Here is a 14,889-nt window from a genome sequence, read left to right as displayed (position 1 = left end):
ATCCCCTTAAAGACTGCACTATTCGAGCACAGCACGATAAATGTTTAACACCCGCTCAGCATGGTCTTCTACCTCTGACACTGGTAACTGCCCCGCCTTTTGTTGCAGAGTCAGTCGATGATTTTCATCCCGTAGTAAGCAATATGTCTGAGTTAAATGCTGGGCACTCATCATTGGCAAAAGTTCAAGCTCAGCTAACACACCAAAAATCCGCACATTGTCAGACCAAATCGTTAGCTCTGGATACTCGTGAGCATTAGCCAGCACTAAGTACTGGGCAATAAACTCAATATCGGCAATCCCGCCTGGACTCTGCTTTAAATCAAACATGCCATCACTGACTTTAAGCAAGTGATCGCGCATCTTCTGACGCATCTCACGTACCGCTTTTTGCAGCTCAGCTTTATCACGGGGTTTTTCCAATACTGAAGCGCGAATATGACTGAATTTAACCGCTAAACTATTGTCGCCAAAAACAAAACGCGAGCGAACTAAAGCTTGATGTTCCCAAGTCCACGCCTCATTAGCTTGGTATTCGCCAAAACGCTCAATCTCACTGACCATCAAACCCGAGGCGCCAGAAGGACGCAGGCGCATATCCACTTCATACAACTCCCCCGAAGTGGTGCGAGTCGAGAATAAATGCAGAATGCGCTGGGCGAGTTTGAGGTAAAAATGACCAACTTCAATCGGGCGATCACCATTGGTCAGGCCGTTCTCTGTTTTATTTTCACACAAGAAAACTAAATCGAGATCGGAGCCGTAACCCAATTCAATCCCGCCGAGCTTGCCATAACCGACAACGGCAAAGCCTGTGTCACTGCCCTCAAGGTGTGCGGGCACGCCGTGGCGCACTGAAACCTGTTGCCACGCCTGCATCACCACTTGTTCGATAATAGCTTCGGCTAAAAAAGTTAAGTGATCGCTCACTTGCATCACGGGTAAAACACCCGTGACATCGGCTGCGGCGATTTTAAGTTGTTGTGAAAGCTTAAATTGTCGCAGCGCTTCCATTTGCTGCTCCATATCATCCTCGGGCACGCGCATCATGTACTGACGCAGCTCGCTCGGATAATCGTCGATGGAGGTCGTGTCATAGAGCTGCGACGGATCGATAAGCTCATCGAGCAACATGGGGAATTTAGCCAACTGCGCGGCAATCCAAGGACTGGCGCAACACAAGCTCACTAACTGCTGCCGCGCACCAGGGTTTTCACACAAAAGCTCAAGGTAAGTGGTGCGAGTTAAAATCTGCTCCAGCACCTTAGACACGGGCTCAAAAGCTGACGATGGACTCTGTTGATTAATCAATTCTTCCAATAATCTTGGCATTAATTTATCTAAGGTTTCTCGCCCGCGTGGACCAATCGAACGCTTAGTCACTGTTTCGCGCCAACTGCTGAGCATAGGGCACAGCTTGTCATCATCAATTTGCTGTTCGGCCAACAACGCGATGCCATCATCAAGGTCTTGCATGTTCCACAGCTGCGTCGTCCAATGTTCAGCTTTTTCTTCGCCTTCTTCGCCGCCCACTGTGGCTTTAAAATGACGATGGATTTTGCTCATTGCCGCTTCAATATGAGTGCGTAAATCAACCTCATTAGCCATATCGAGTACATGGCACAATCGAGCCCAATCCAATGGATTATTCGGTAAGGTTTGGGTTTGTTTATCGTCAATGGCTTGCAGCAGATTCTCAACCCGGCGCAGCAGTAAATAACTGTGTTTAAGCTCATCCACCGCCAAATATTCAAACTGCCCTAAGCTGTAAAGCGTATCGATAGCACCGAATAAACTCTGCTGACGCAACGCAGGCTCACGGCCGCCACGGATCAATTGAAAACTTTGCACCACGAACTCGACCTCACGAATACCGCCTGCACCGAGTTTAATATTGTCGGTCAAATGACGGCGCCGCACTTCTTGCGCGATGAGTTGCTTCATTTTCCGCAGGGATTCAATTGCCGAAAAGTCGATATAACGGCGATACACAAAGGGTCTCAGGAGGCTGTGTAGTTCATCGGAGAAATGGTTCCAAGGCCCGAGCGCACGCGCCTTGACCATGGCATAACGCTCCCAGTCTCGTCCTTGTTCTTGGTAATAATCCTCAAGACCGCTAAAACTCACCACCAAGGGGCCACTTTCACCGTAGGGACGCAAACGCATATCCACACGGAACACGAAACCATCGACTGTGACTTGATCGAGCAAGTTCACTAACCTTTGCCCCATGCGGATAAAGAATTGTTGATTGTCTAAACTGCGACGACCGCCGACGGTTTCGCCATGCTCAGGAAACGTGAAAATCAAATCGATATCGGAGGAGAAATTAAGCTCGCGGCCGCCTAACTTACCCATGCCTAAAATCAGTAGCGGTTGCGGATTCCCTTCTTTGTCCATAGGCGTGCCATATTGAGCGCACATATCTTTATAGAGCCAATCGCGGGCGCAGATCACTAACGCTTCGGCGAGCGCCGACAGATCAAGCAAGGATTCCTCTAAACTGGCATAGTCTAAAAAGTCACGCCAAGCTAAACGCACCATTTGATAGTTACGAAACCGTCGCAGGGTGGTTTTAGCCATCTCCTCAGTGGTCGTGCTAGCCAGTTCTTCATGTAAATCAACATCAAAGTTTTTACGATCAATCAGGCTTAACTCGCCCGCAAACAGCATAGCGATCCACTCGGGATGTCGGCATAGTTGAGCCGTCACATAATCACTGAGTCCCAAAACCGTTTTGAGTTCTTGCTGCTGAGCAGGCGTTAATTGCGCAAGTCCTTCGGACCATGCTTCCTCTAATCGCAGCCAATTGCGTTCAGCGGTTTGATTAATAAGAATAGACAATGACTTATTACTGTCTTTTTGCATGGTCATAATAATCCCTAACAAATTTAGCTATCGACATATTATGTCGTAAATGATATAGATTGACGCCACATCATGTTATGTTCGACGAGACTTGCAGCTACCTGATGTAACACACAAATAAAGGTTTACACTTTTATCTGTGGCATTTAAGGGTACTATAACCTGCGCGGCAGGCATATTGGGCAAGCGGATTATTATTGCCTGCAAGTATTTGAGTTTTATTTCATTACCTTTTGGAGAAAACATGGCAGGAATGCTAACCCGTGTTCTCACATCGATACTTTTTTTAGCCGTTTCGCTATCGCTGACGGGTTGTGGCGATGACAGACCGGATAAAATCGCGAAGTATCAACAACTCACACAGCAACGTCTCGCTACGCTCACGACGATGATCGATGACGGCCAGTTGCGTAACGCTAACCTCTTAAAACAATACACGACACTGCTAAAGCAGCAGAAACCCGATTTAGCACCCTTACTCGATGAATTAGCAAAGGATTCTGGTACCCAAGGTCCCATGTATACCTCGCTAAAACGTCGTTTAGATGAATCGAAAGTGGCGAGTAACTTTGCCGATCTCGATCAACAGCTGGCCGAAGCAGAAAATCTTTATCAAGCCGCAGATCCCAGTCTGTTTAACGATATGTTGTCTGATCCCGTCAACGTGGTCGCCGATATGTCCGACGGCAAACTGGCTCGCGTAAATGCGATTAGCCGTGAGGCCGCAACATTAGCCAATGGCGGTGAAGATTTCGGCCCTGGTAGTCAACTGGTCGGCAATCCCTCTTACGGTAACTGGCAAACCGACTCGAGCGGCACTTCGTTTTGGGCTTGGTATGGCATGTATTCGATGTTTTCGAATGTCTTCAATCGCCCAGTTTCCTACGATCGTTGGTCGGGTAACCGAGGTTATAGCTATTACAATGACGTAGGTCGTTATCGCTATACCTCACCCAAACAAGCGGATGCGCAAAATAAGACCTTCGAACAAACGAAAAAACGTTTCGACTCACAAGGCAAGCGCTTTGACAGCCCTTATGCTAAACCGCGAACTGGTGGCACGGCGTTATCCCGTGAAAGTACCAGCGCACCTAAGGCCAGCACGACAAGTGCGAGCAAGAGTTCGAACAGTAAGTTTCGATCTAACTATGCTAAAGACAGCAGTTTCCGCAATTCCAGCAATCGCACGACCCGCAGTGTGCGCCGGGGCAAGTAACTAAGGATTTCCAATGACATTATTTCAGGATTTCGGTATCACACCAGAGCTAGCCATCATTCTGGCTATCGATCTCACCATAGCCGTGATTTTGCTAACGCTAATGCGTTATTTGCAAGGTTGGAGTGTAAAGGTCAATAGCAGTAAGGAGCTGGCAGAGCGGGATAACTTTGCCTTTGGCATAAGTACCGCTGGCGCAGTTGCCGCCCTAGGCATAGTGCTTACAGGCGCTATCACAGGCGCTGCGGCACACTCTTATCTTACCGAAGCGATTGGCATGAGCTGCTATGGTTTATTCGGTTTAGTACTGATTAAACTCGGCCGTTTTCTCCACGATAAAATAGCGCTAAATGAGTTTGATAAGAACGAGCAAATCATCAAAGGTAATGTGTCCGTCGCTATCGTCGATGCTAGCGTTGCTATTGCTACCGCCATTATCATTCGCTCCGTCTTGCTGTGGGCAGAAGATTTAACGGTCGATACCTTCATTGCCATCTTCAGCGCCTTTGCGATTTCGCAGTTGATGTTAGTGCTACTCACGCGCTGGCGTGAAAACCGTTTCGCAAGCCGCAACCAAGACTCGTCTATGCAGCAAGCCTTAGCCCAAGGTCATACAGCGTTAGCGCTACGCCATGCAGGTTACATGATTGCTATGGCACTGAGCTTTAATGCCGCCAGTCACTTTATTATTTATAATCCAACGGCTTATGTGACGAATGTGATCGGTTGGTTAGTGTTCTCAGTCATTATGCTGATCGCGCTCTCCTTACTGCTGTTCGTCGTGAAGAAACTGGTATTAGCCCGTATCGATTTAGCCGATGAAGTGGAAAGACAACACAATATCGGTATCGCCGCAGTAGAAATGGCGATCAGTATCGCTATCGCACTTATTCTTACGGCACTGATGGCTTAATCGAATGCAAGAAATTAGCTTAACTCCCTCGGCGGCTAAACCTAGCCGCCTAGGTTGGTTCGACGATGTTCTCTTATTGGGCATTATGGCCGTATTAGCAGGTTGCGGCCTGATCTATGAATATCTTTTATCCCACTATGCGGGCCGCATTTTAGGCGCATTAGAAGCCGCCATTTACACCATGATAGGCTTAATGATTGTCTCCATGGGGCTAGGTGCCTTCGCCGCGCGTAAGATCCGTGATGCCTTTACTGGTTTTGTGATTTTAGAACTTACAGTTGCACTCTGTGGCTCACTCGCCATTTTAATCACAGCAGCGGTGATTGGTTTTGGTCAACAACTGCCATTGATCATTGCTAACACCTTAGGTTTACCGCCAGATCAACTGCCCGAAGGTGGCATGATAGGCTCGCTGCAAAAACTCAGCGAATACTTACCCTATGTGTGGGGTGTGTTATTGGGCCTGATGATTGGTATGGAAATCCCGCTGATTGCGAGGGTTCGCCAATCCCTTTCCGACGAGCATTTACTGCATAACGCGGGCACCATTTATGGAGCTGATTACATAGGCGCAGGCATAGGTGCCGCCATTTGGGTTGGCTTTATGCTCGCCATCGATATCCAACTCGCCGCCGCCTTAACTGCCAGTTTCAATCTATTGGCAGGTTTTGTGTTTATCTGGCGATTCTGGCCTAAAATCCGCCGCCCTAAACTGCTTTTGAGTGGGCATTTTATCGTGACTGGTGTCTTACTCGTATTAGCAATCCACGGCCCACGCTGGGAGCAAGAATTCAATAATTTGCTCTATAAAGACAAAGTGGTTTACGCCAAGGCGACACGTTTCCAACAGCTGACCTTCACCGAGCGGTTGCGCGGTAACGGTCTGCCGCCCGTTTATGCTTTATACATCAATGGTCGCTTACAATTTTCTAGCATAGACGAGCACATCTACCATACGTTTCTCGTTCATCCTACGCTCGCGGCCAGTGCCCGTCACAACAAGGTGCTGATCATTGGCGGCGGTGATGGACTCGGTCTCAAACAAGTACTGCGCTGGGAGCCTGAACAAGTCACGCTGCTCGATCTCGATGTGGGCCTAGTGCAATTATTTAAATCGCCCGATACAGATATGCCCGATAGTCTCAGTCGCGCTATGTTGGCGCTCAATGGCAATGCACTGAACGATCCCCGTGTCACAGTGATCAACGACGATGCATTTAATGGTGTCGATAAACTGATTGCCACAGGCGTGAAATACGATGCGATTATCGTAGACTTGCCTGATCCGAGCCATCCCGATCTTAATAAGCTGTATTCGGACTATTTCTACCGTAAATTAAAGGAACTTATGAGCAGTGATGGCGCTCTGACTGTACAGTCAACATCGCCTTACCATGCCCCTAAGGCCTTTATTTCGGTAGCAAAAACCTTGGCATTGGCGGGATTTGACGTAAAGCAGTACCATCATAATGTGCCCAGTTTTGGCGAATGGGGCTGGAGTATTGCAACATTAGGCGGACTCGATGCACAACACAGATTAGCAAAGTTAACTGAGTTGCCCATCAAAGATGACTGGCTCACTTTAGGTTTAGTGGATGGCGCCTTTGAGTTTCCAGCCAATTTTTATCAAGATGCCGCCAACATAAAACCCAATGAATTGGGTTCATTGCAGCTGTATCACTACCATTTGCAAGATTGGTCCGAAAATCAAGGACTGGATCTTTTTTAATAGGATGAGATAGTACTTGACATATTATGTCTCAGTGCTATCTTTGAATACAGACATAATATGTCAATAAGGACAAATATGAATATCCATACCATTGCCAATCACCTCAACAGTCTTGGCAACAACAGCCAAACTGGCTTTCAATTTGATTGTTATCCAATCGATGGTGAAGTCGAAGTGTTGCAAGTGAATGTGGTCGGCCGTGAAGAAATCCCGGTATTTGTATCGGTAACGGACAACCAAGTACTTTGCATCAGCTACCTGTGGGGCGAGAACGAAGTAAATCAAGAACGTCGCAGTGAAATGTTTGAAACCATGCTAGAGCTCAACATTCCAATGCCCTTGTCAGCTTTTGCAAAAATTGATGACAAATACGTGGTTTACGGTGCGCTATCACTACAATCTAGCATGCTCGAAATCGAGCAAGAATTAGCAGTTTTATCTGATAACTGTTTAGAAGTTATCGATGAAATGGTCGATTATCTGAAATAAGGAGCCACAAAATGGGCATTCTGAATAAAATTTTAACAGCGTTTCGTGGTGGTGCTACCGAAGTGGGTCAAGGCATCGTTGACGCAAACTCAACCCGTATTTTCGAACAGGAAATCCGTGACGCAGAAAAGCATTTAACCAATGCTAAACGTGAACTGACCGATGTCATGGCGAAAGAAATGCAAGCCAGCCGTGAAATCGACCGCCTGAAACGTTCGATTGCAGAACACGAAGGTTATGCAACTCAAGCATTGGACAAAGGTAATGAAGCCTTAGCGATTGAAATTGCTGAAAAGATTGCTCAGTTAGACCAAGAGTTGTCTGAGCAACAAAGCGCCAACGATAGCTTTAGCGCCCATGCTGCACGCTTGAAAGACTTAGTGAAGAAAACCGAACGCCAACTGTCTGATTATCAACGTCAGTTGAGCATGGTTAAAACCACTGAAAGCGTACAAAAAGCGACGGCAACCATTACTGACTCGTTCGCGTCTAGCAACTCTAAGCTGCTGAACGCTAAAGATTCACTAGAACGTATCAAGGCACGTCAGCAACAATTTGACGACCGCCTGAAAGCGGCTGAAACCTTAGCCGATGAAAACAGTGATAAGTCGTTGCAAGCCAAACTAGCCGAAGCGGGTATTGGTGAGCAAAAGTCAAACGCAAATGCAGTGCTAGATCGAATCAAAGCACGTAAAAGCTAAGCAATGATTGACCGAATGCCGAGTCTCAGTGGGATCATCACCCCCTACTGACCTCGGCATTTTTTTGTTTCATCCTCATTAAATAAAAATGACCACTATTGCCCGTGAATATCTGCTGCCAATCAATATGAGGCCGCACGCGAGCATAGTCAGCAGGAGTCACTATGGGATTTTTCAATAGTATTTTTGGTAAGAAAGCAGCGCCACAGCGCGAGCTCAATCACCCATCCCAGCTCAATGTGGGCGACATGATCTCAATTGATGACAGTTTTGCCCTGCCGCCACAACTTCGTGGTCAACAATTGAGGGTCGAAGCCGTACATACCTACGAGTCTGAACGTAAACAGCAAACCGAATGGTTACTCAAAGGTCATGGCAGCGATACACTCTTTTTAAGTATCGAAGAAGACGACGAAACCTATCTCGCCTTTTCGATTAAGATTTCCCGCGCCCAAGTGGAGCAATTATTCGATCTCGAGCAATTCAGCGCCCTGTTCGAGGAACCGGGTCATGCCGAGTTAACTACGCAAGTATTACCGGCCGACTTAGCTGAACAACTTGAACAATGGCTTGGAAAACAATACCACCAAGTGACTTTTGCCGCTTTTGGCTATTTCCATCGTCAGGATTATCGTGGCCAAAAGCCGCCACAGGATGCCAATGGCGCCACAGGTGAGCCCTTTGAGTACTATTTATTACTTGATGACAATGAAAGCTGCGCCGTCGAAGTGGAAGTCTACGAAGGGGGTGATACCGATGTTGTCTTGACCCTATATCGCCCGCTAACGGATATTCGGGAATACTGGCCGGCGAAATAACACGAAAATAAGATAAAGTGCGTGCTCGCACTTTATCAATAATCCCAATACAATCTCACAGATAAGCGCTAGAAACGGTTGATAGCAATAGGTAATACGCCATGAGTAAAACCAAACACCCTCTGCCCGAGCAATGGTTAAAGAACCAACAAGCCGCTAAGGCGACACAGGTTGCCTTCGATCTCGATGAAAAATTTCAATACTCTATTCGTAAAGCCGCGTTAGATGCAGGCGTTAGCCCTTCTGATCAAATTCGCACTATTTTAGGTCTTAGCGTATCGAAACGGCCAACGCGTCCGCGTCTTACCGTGTCACTCAATGCAGATGACTATGTGCAACTGGCAGAGAAATATGGTTTAAGTGCCGATTCACAGCTAGAAATTAAACGCCGTGTACTCGACGATTTAGTCCACTTTGTTGATGAAACCTAAAGCAACGCTGATCTCAAGTGCCAACCCTTCTAACCATTGGCTGGCGCGATTAATCGATATATAGCCCTTTTATTTACTCAGTAAATTTACTCACAGCCTAAAGTCTTTTACTTTAGTAGTGATATTCGCCGCACTTAACAGGGATCATGTTTGGCATGACAGATAAAACCCCATGGTCGCTTCGCACCCTTGGCACTCCTTCTCCATTCGAAATGGCGATGATGCTATTGTCCTTGCTGTCGGTGATCATAGTACTTGTCATGACCTTCGGCCGCCTAGATAGCGAAACCTACCGCTTGCTCTTCTTTGTCGATACCAGTATTTGTATGATTTTTATGATTAACTTCTTTGTTGGGTTGATCCGTGCTCGCGATAAACGCTTTTTCATTAAACACCATTGGATTGATTTTATTGCCAGTATTCCGGCGATTGAAGCCCTACGTATGGCACGGCTTTTTCAAATCCTACGGGTAATACGCCTGATCCGCATGAGTCGCTCACTGCTGCTCCCACTGGTAAAACAACGTAAACAAGCCACCTTAGCCAGTCTACTGGTTGCTATGGTGACGATTCTGACATTAGCTTCCGTCATTATGCTCATTGTCGAAAGCGGCACCGAAGGCGCCAATATCCAGACCGCTGAGCAAGCGATTTGGTGGGCATTAGTCACTATCTCTACCGTCGGCTACGGCGATTATTATCCTGTAAGCACAGCAGGCCACATCATAGGTGGTGTGGTCATTGTCAGCGGTGTGAGTTTTTTTGGGGTGATTTCAGGCTATATGGCGTCGGTATTTGTTGCGCCAGATGAATCTGAACGTCAAGAACGCCAAGATGCTCATAAAGCCGAAATCAAATCAGAGCTTGAATTAGCCTTAGCAAGAATGGAAGAAAACCAACAAAAAATAGAACAAAATCAAGCGCAAATGCTGGCTCAAATTGCAGAACTTAAGCAGGCTATCAAAACAAAAAATAGCTGACTTTGTTGCGAAAACAGACTAATGAAAAGGCTCAATCTAATATAGATTGAGCCTTTTCCGTTTATCAGCGATAAAAAGTAATACTACCAGTAGACCAGCTGTTGCATCGCGTTACGGCGTGTCGATTCCATAGCAAACAACAAACTCTGCTGCTTGTCTTCCAGCCACTCAGCTAAATTGATATCTAACTCCCGACTCGCATACTGTAAGGCGCGATAACAAGCCAAAGTTTTAATCCCAAGCGCGAGATCTTGCCAAGGTGCACGAAATGCGTCCCGTGATTTCGCCTCATATAAACTGCCGTAGGCATGACCCACAAGAATGCTCGCATCCAACACTGTGGCCACTTGTAGATAATTCGCCGCTGTCATGACGCTATTGAGTGGCATGACCTCAATTATCGCCACCCAAGAAGCTTGCTGAGCACGATCGGCATGCTGGCGTAAGCTAGGCTGATGGGTGATGTCCACTTCACCAGCACTGATCTTTAGCAACAGTTCAACAATAGCCAGCTGTAATTGACCATATTCGGTCTGTTGCCATAGGGAGAGTAAGCGTTCCGTCAGATTAATCTCTGTCAGTTGCGCCAGAAGTCGCGCCTTAACTTGGGCATGTTGGCCAAGTTTAGCAAATAAGCCTCTTTGGCTACCAAGCAAAGCGGTCAACACCTGTGCCTGCTCAATAAAATCGAGCTGCTTTTCAATCAGCATAAATTGGCTAGACAGTGTCACATTCAATAATTCGAACTGATTTAAGGTCATCCGCAGCAAACGAATACAGGCGCGCATCCGCCACCATAGTGCCACACAGGCTTCAGGGTCGCTTTCCTCTGCGATCATGCTCTCTAATAATTGCCAGCGCTCAAGGGCGGTTTCAAGCAGGATTTGGCAGTTTGCACTTAAATCCAGTAAAGAAGAATCGTGTGACTCGGCCAGTGGCAGAAATTCCAATGCTTTTAAATCGAGCGGCTTAGCCTTACCCGCCAATCGATAGCCCCGCTGCGCTTTACTGGCCTTACCTAAACGCACGGGCACAACGCTCGCCACTTGCATCGCCAGCTTAAGTAGCGCCTCAGTATCGCCACTGAGGAGTTCAAACTCGAGCTCACACAGGGCTTCTTGCTGGCCATTAGCGGTGATTTCACCTATGTCTAACGCAACTTCGACCACGCTGTTATCAATCTGAACATGCCAAGCGCGACGATGAAAATCGGTGTGAAATATACAAGTTAACTGAGCTTGAGTTGCCGCTAAATCGGCATCAGTGGGCCAAATGCTGGTAGGAAATAGACTTAAATCTGGGCTATCGGATTGGATAGTCACATTGTATTCGGGCCGCGAATGAATGCCGCCCACGACTTGTCCTGCGGTTTTTATGGTCTGCTCTCGGTGCGCATCGTAACCGCGCACCCGCAATCCCATGTCCCACTGACGTAATTGCAAGTCAGGGGTGTCGAAGTAACCATTCGCCAAACGACGTTGACCTTGAGGTACGGCATTATCGAGACTATCTAACTTATTTATCAGGGATTCTTGATATATCGGCAGGAAAAACAGTTTTAATTCAATCTCAGCATTCATTGCGTAACCGCTCACTTTGTCATCAAATATTCATCGATGCGTCATCTTTAGTTCATAATGTCACAAATGTGTCATAAAAATCCCGTAGGATTTGGTTTTGCAGTTGGTATATAACCCGTTAGAATAAACCTGTCGTTTTTTCTGAAAAAACACAGTTTCAATACGCGGACGCATAGGTTAACATGCGCCCGCTTTTTCCAATAATGGAACAATCTAAATAGGTAAACGGCAATGCCAGTAAACTCTATTTTGGGCGTGTTTGCAAAATCGCCAATTAAGCCTCTTCAAGAGCACATGGACAAAGTACACGATTGCGCATCGTTACTCGTCCCCTTTTTCGAAGCCACTATCACAGGTAACTGGGACAGTGCAGTTCAATTACGTAAGCAAATTAGTTTAGCCGAGAAGCAAGCAGATTCACTGAAGCGTGAAATCCGCCTTACTCTGCCAAGCGGTTTATTTATGCCAGTAGAACGTACAGATTTATTGGAACTTTTAACTCAACAAGACAAGATAGCCAACAAAGCCAAAGATATTTCCGGTCGTGTTATCGGCCGTCAGCTGTTAATCCCTCAGGTCATGCAAGTCCCATTTATTGCTTATCTACAACGCTGTATCGATGCGGTAGCACTAGCAAAACAAGTCATTAATGAACTCGAAGATCTGTTAGAAACAGGTTTCCGTGGCCGTGAAGTCGACTTAGTGGCAAAAATGATCAACGAACTCGATATCATCGAAGAAGATACTGACGATCTACAAATTCAGTTACGCCGTCAGTTATTCGCTATGGAATCTGAATTGAATCCTGTCGATGTGATGTTCCTCTACAAAACGATTGAATGGGTCGGTGGTCTTGCAGATCTTGCCGAACGCGTCGGTTCGCGTCTTGAGCTTATGCTGGCTCGCGTTTAACAAATTAAGGTTATCAAGGTATCAATATGGTTGATGCAGGTATTGAGGTGGCTAACGTCTTAGTCACCAATGGCCCGTGGCTTATTGCCATTGCGGCTGCATTTGGTTTTCTCATGGCATGGGGTATTGGGGCGAATGACGTTGCCAATGCGATGGGAACCTCTGTAGGTTCAAACGCAATTACAATTAAACAAGCGATTATTATCGCAATGATCTTTGAGTTTTCCGGTGCATTTTTAGCTGGGGGCGAAGTTACCAATACCATTCGTAGCGGTATTATTGATTCTAGCTATTTCACTGCGACTCCTGAATTGCTGGTTTACGGCATGATAGGATCATTGTTGGCAGCAGGTATTTGGCTTGTCGTCGCATCGGCCCTTGGCTGGCCGGTATCAACGACTCACTCCATCGTCGGTGCGATTATTGGTTTCGCCGCCGTGGGTGTTGGTGCAGATTCAGTCTCATGGGATAAAGTGGGCGGGATTGTAGGCTCTTGGATCGTAACCCCCGCTATTTCGGGCTTTATGGCATTCATCCTCTTCCAAAGCACTCAAAAACTCATTTTCAACACTGACGATCCATTGAGTAATGCTAAGCGTTTCGTACCTTTCTATATGGCATTTGCTGGTTTCATCATGTCATTAATGACGATTATGAAAGGCTTATCCCATGTTGGTCTGCATTTCTCAGTTACCGAGTCTTACCTACTCGCAGGTGCTATTGCTGCTGTAGTTGGTATCTTAGGTAAAATCGCCATTTCACGCTTACAAATGAGTGATAAAGCAGATCGTCAAACCCAGTTCAAAAACGTTGAAAAAGTGTTTGCGATCCTGATGGTTCTGACAGCTTGTTGTATGGCTTTTGCCCATGGTTCAAACGATGTAGCAAATGCGATTGGTCCATTAGCGGCGGTTGTTTCAGTCGTCAATAGCGGTGGTGAGATTGCAGCGAAATCACCTCTAGTCTGGTGGATTTTACCTTTGGGTGCCGTAGGTATTGTGATGGGTCTGGCGATTTTTGGTCAGCGCGTTATGCAAACTATCGGAAAAAACATCACTCACTTGACGCCAAGTCGTGGTTTTGCGGCAGAATTAGCCGCGGCAACAACTGTAGTTATTGCTTCTAGCACTGGTTTACCTATTTCTACCACACAAACCTTAGTGGGTGCGGTATTAGGTGTAGGTATGGCCCGTGGTATCGCAGCGATTAACATTGGTGTGGTACGTAATATCGTCGTATCTTGGGTTGTGACCCTACCAGCAGGTGCTGGCCTATCAATCATCTTCTTCTATATGATTAAAGGTATTTTTAATTAAGAAGTCTCGCTAAATGTGTTGCTGACATTAAGCAGTATTAGCGCCTAGGACTAGAAGGTCGTAGGAAAGATTGAATTAAATTGGAATGGTCATAGCATGGATGCCGTAAAGTTGAGGGAAGTCTATGACTTCCCTCTTGCATTACAGGCCTCAAATCCCTAGCATGTGCAGACTATTTCGTTGATGAGAATACAAAAGTGTTTAGACTCCTGACTCTGGTAGGAATGATCTTGCTGTCTTCCAACCTGCTGGCCGAAGGCCAATCCCGCTACATCTCGGATAACGTGTTTCTGTATCTTTTAGGTGGCCCTGGTACTGAGTTTCGAATTGTTGGATCAATTGAAGCGGGTCAACCTGTGACACTGCTCAACGAAACTCAAGGTGATTACTCCAAAATAATCGACCATAAAGGCCGTGAAGGTTGGGTACAAACCAACTTGATCAGTTCGACTCAAAGTTTCCGTGAGCAAGTCCCTGCGTTAACAACTGAACTCGCACAGGCCAAAGCTAAGTTAGCAGAAGTATCAAGTTCAACGGATAATCATGCCGGCGAACTGCTCGAATTAAAGGCTAAACTAAGCGAGTTAGAAACCAACCTAGCTAAAACGACTCAAGAACGTGATCAACTGAAAAATGCGGTAGATCGCACCGCTCAAGACGAGCGTTTTGAACTTTGGCGCCAAGGTGGCTTAATCGCTGGCATGGGCTTAATCCTAGGCATTATTTTAGTGTATTTACCTAGACCACAACGTCGCAATAAAAAACGTTGGATGTGAGTCTGACACACAAAAAGTCTTAATTTACCTTCCAAAAGCCAGTGTTTTCAAACACTGGCTTTTTTGTCAATCAAGCGTTACATCTACTTATTAACAAGCTAATCAAACAAGCTTCACAATCTTTCACGCTATAGTGTTGTCCGTCACATTTTGGTTG

General features: G+C 46.4%; 13 protein-coding genes. 11 read left to right on the top strand and 2 right to left on the bottom strand.

From position 1 onward, the window contains the following. Positions 1-18 precede the first annotated feature (18 nt). On the bottom strand, positions 19-2,874 hold the full coding sequence (glnE, locus tag KO531_RS18840; RefSeq protein ID WP_219251962.1) for a bifunctional [glutamate--ammonia ligase]-adenylyl-L-tyrosine phosphorylase/[glutamate--ammonia-ligase] adenylyltransferase: 2,856 nt from the start codon (positions 2,872-2,874) through the stop codon (positions 19-21). Between the two features lie 238 nt (positions 2,875-3,112). On the opposite strand from glnE, the gene KO531_RS18835 reads away from it, so the two are divergent. From KO531_RS18835 to KO531_RS18800, 8 genes are all read left to right on the top strand, one after another. Further along, entirely contained in the window at positions 3,113-4,084 is a 972-nt protein-coding gene (locus tag KO531_RS18835; RefSeq protein WP_105251557.1) for a hypothetical protein, read from the top strand. 13 nt (positions 4,085-4,097) lie between these two features. Further along, on the top strand, positions 4,098-4,997 hold the full coding sequence (locus tag KO531_RS18830) for a DUF350 domain-containing protein (protein WP_113939026.1): 900 nt from the start codon (positions 4,098-4,100) through the stop codon (positions 4,995-4,997). Positions 4,998-5,001: 4 nt separating this feature from the next. Next, complete coding sequence (locus KO531_RS18825) at positions 5,002-6,726, top strand: polyamine aminopropyltransferase (protein WP_219233820.1); 1,725 nt, start codon at positions 5,002-5,004, stop codon at positions 6,724-6,726. Between the two features lie 78 nt (positions 6,727-6,804). Further along, positions 6,805-7,218 (top strand): DUF2170 family protein, encoded by a 414-nt coding sequence (locus KO531_RS18820; RefSeq protein WP_219251961.1) that lies wholly within the window; start codon positions 6,805-6,807, stop codon positions 7,216-7,218. An 11-nt stretch (positions 7,219-7,229) separates the two neighbouring features. After that, positions 7,230-7,919, top strand: a complete 690-nt coding sequence (locus tag KO531_RS18815; RefSeq protein ID WP_219251960.1) for a PspA/IM30 family protein — start codon at positions 7,230-7,232, stop codon at positions 7,917-7,919. A gap of 164 nt (positions 7,920-8,083) precedes the next feature. Continuing rightward, positions 8,084-8,737: a DUF4178 domain-containing protein gene (locus KO531_RS18810; protein WP_219251959.1), complete on the top strand. Its 654-nt coding sequence runs from the start codon at positions 8,084-8,086 to the stop codon at positions 8,735-8,737. 101 nt (positions 8,738-8,838) lie between these two features. Beyond that, positions 8,839-9,168 (top strand): hypothetical protein, encoded by a 330-nt coding sequence (locus KO531_RS18805; protein ID WP_028761837.1) that lies wholly within the window; start codon positions 8,839-8,841, stop codon positions 9,166-9,168. Positions 9,169-9,323: 155 nt separating this feature from the next. Continuing rightward, the gene (locus tag KO531_RS18800; RefSeq protein WP_219251958.1) at positions 9,324-10,148 is read left to right on the top strand and encodes an ion transporter; all 825 of its coding nucleotides are present in this window, start codon (positions 9,324-9,326) and stop codon (positions 10,146-10,148) included. 83 nt (positions 10,149-10,231) lie between these two features. Here the strand turns inward: KO531_RS18800 and KO531_RS18795 are convergent, their stop codons facing one another. Beyond that, positions 10,232-11,728, bottom strand: a complete 1,497-nt coding sequence (locus KO531_RS18795; RefSeq protein ID WP_219251957.1) for a CYTH domain-containing protein — start codon at positions 11,726-11,728, stop codon at positions 10,232-10,234. Positions 11,729-11,959: 231 nt separating this feature from the next. Here KO531_RS18795 and KO531_RS18790 point away from each other — a divergent pair, with 231 nt between their 5' ends. The 3 genes from KO531_RS18790 to KO531_RS18780 all read left to right on the top strand — a co-directional run bounded on the left by KO531_RS18790 (position 11,960) and on the right by KO531_RS18780 (position 14,732). Further along, complete coding sequence (locus KO531_RS18790; RefSeq protein WP_105251552.1) at positions 11,960-12,640, top strand: TIGR00153 family protein; 681 nt, start codon at positions 11,960-11,962, stop codon at positions 12,638-12,640. A 26-nt stretch (positions 12,641-12,666) separates the two neighbouring features. Then, positions 12,667-13,956: an inorganic phosphate transporter gene (locus KO531_RS18785; protein WP_113939029.1), complete on the top strand. Its 1,290-nt coding sequence runs from the start codon at positions 12,667-12,669 to the stop codon at positions 13,954-13,956. 224 nt (positions 13,957-14,180) lie between these two features. Continuing rightward, the gene (locus KO531_RS18780) at positions 14,181-14,732 is read left to right on the top strand and encodes a TIGR04211 family SH3 domain-containing protein (protein WP_105251551.1); all 552 of its coding nucleotides are present in this window, start codon (positions 14,181-14,183) and stop codon (positions 14,730-14,732) included. Positions 14,733-14,889: the final 157 nt, after the last annotated feature.

Source organism: Shewanella sp. NKUCC06_TVS (genome assembly GCF_019345515.1).
Classification (GTDB): Bacteria; Pseudomonadota; Gammaproteobacteria; order Enterobacterales; family Shewanellaceae; genus Shewanella; species Shewanella oncorhynchi.
Note: the sequence above shows the minus strand (reverse complement) of the source record. Positions and strands in the feature narration are given on the sequence as shown.

Coding starts and splice junctions, on each gene's coding strand:
- KO531_RS18810 (WP_219251959.1), top strand. CDS start 8,084: ATGGGATTTTTCAATAGTATTTTTGGTAAGAAAGCAGCGCCACAGCGC.
- KO531_RS18835 (WP_105251557.1), top strand. CDS start 3,113: ATGGCAGGAATGCTAACCCGTGTTCTCACATCGATACTTTTTTTAGCC.
- KO531_RS18800 (WP_219251958.1), top strand. CDS start 9,324: ATGACAGATAAAACCCCATGGTCGCTTCGCACCCTTGGCACTCCTTCT.
- KO531_RS18805 (WP_028761837.1), top strand. CDS start 8,839: ATGAGTAAAACCAAACACCCTCTGCCCGAGCAATGGTTAAAGAACCAA.
- KO531_RS18790 (WP_105251552.1), top strand. CDS start 11,960: ATGCCAGTAAACTCTATTTTGGGCGTGTTTGCAAAATCGCCAATTAAG.
- KO531_RS18785 (WP_113939029.1), top strand. CDS start 12,667: ATGGTTGATGCAGGTATTGAGGTGGCTAACGTCTTAGTCACCAATGGC.
- KO531_RS18820 (WP_219251961.1), top strand. CDS start 6,805: ATGAATATCCATACCATTGCCAATCACCTCAACAGTCTTGGCAACAAC.
- KO531_RS18830 (WP_113939026.1), top strand. CDS start 4,098: ATGACATTATTTCAGGATTTCGGTATCACACCAGAGCTAGCCATCATT.
- KO531_RS18815 (WP_219251960.1), top strand. CDS start 7,230: ATGGGCATTCTGAATAAAATTTTAACAGCGTTTCGTGGTGGTGCTACC.
- KO531_RS18825 (WP_219233820.1), top strand. CDS start 5,002: ATGCAAGAAATTAGCTTAACTCCCTCGGCGGCTAAACCTAGCCGCCTA.
- KO531_RS18795 (WP_219251957.1), bottom strand. CDS start 11,728: ATGAATGCTGAGATTGAATTAAAACTGTTTTTCCTGCCGATATATCAA.
- glnE (WP_219251962.1), bottom strand. CDS start 2,874: ATGACCATGCAAAAAGACAGTAATAAGTCATTGTCTATTCTTATTAAT.
- KO531_RS18780 (WP_105251551.1), top strand. CDS start 14,181: ATGATCTTGCTGTCTTCCAACCTGCTGGCCGAAGGCCAATCCCGCTAC.